General features: G+C 61.1%; 1 protein-coding gene. It reads left to right on the top strand.

Annotation, left to right across the window (positions count from 1 at the left end; genetic code table 11):
* Positions 1 to 17: 17 nt before the first annotated feature.
* Positions 18 to 435, top strand: a 418-nt coding sequence (locus tag ACZYR5_RS29585) for a contractile injection system protein, VgrG/Pvc8 family (RefSeq protein WP_489092919.1), incomplete at its 3' end; no start/stop codon positions are given.

The following is a 435-nucleotide window of genomic DNA, read 5'->3' as shown; positions in this document are numbered from 1 at the left end:
CCAGGGAGGTCTGAGTTTTGTCCGATAAATACCGCGTTTTTCACAACCACACCCTCGAAATCCACCGGCTCCAGGCCAAGATCGACCTCCTGGCCTTCGACGGCGAAGAAGGCCTCAGCCGGCCCTTCCTCTACACCATCGAATTCACCAGCGATACGCGGGACATCAGCGTCGAAGAGGTGCTCAACAAGCACGCCTGGTTCAGCCTCTACGGGCCGCCGGAAGACAGTTATTCAGGCTTGCGGGTCATCGAACACAAGCCGGCGCGCACCCTGTACGGGATCATCACCGGCTTCCAGCGCCTGTCGGAGTCCGCCAAACTGACCCGCTATTCGGTGACCCTCGAGCCGCGCCTGGCCCTGGCCGGACGCGGCAAGCAATACCGGATCTACCAGGACCAGTCGGTGCCGGAGATCGTCAAGAGCATCCTCCTCA

Source organism: Pseudomonas sp. F007, from assembly GCF_057814275.1.
This window is presented reverse-complemented; position numbering and strand designations above follow the sequence as displayed.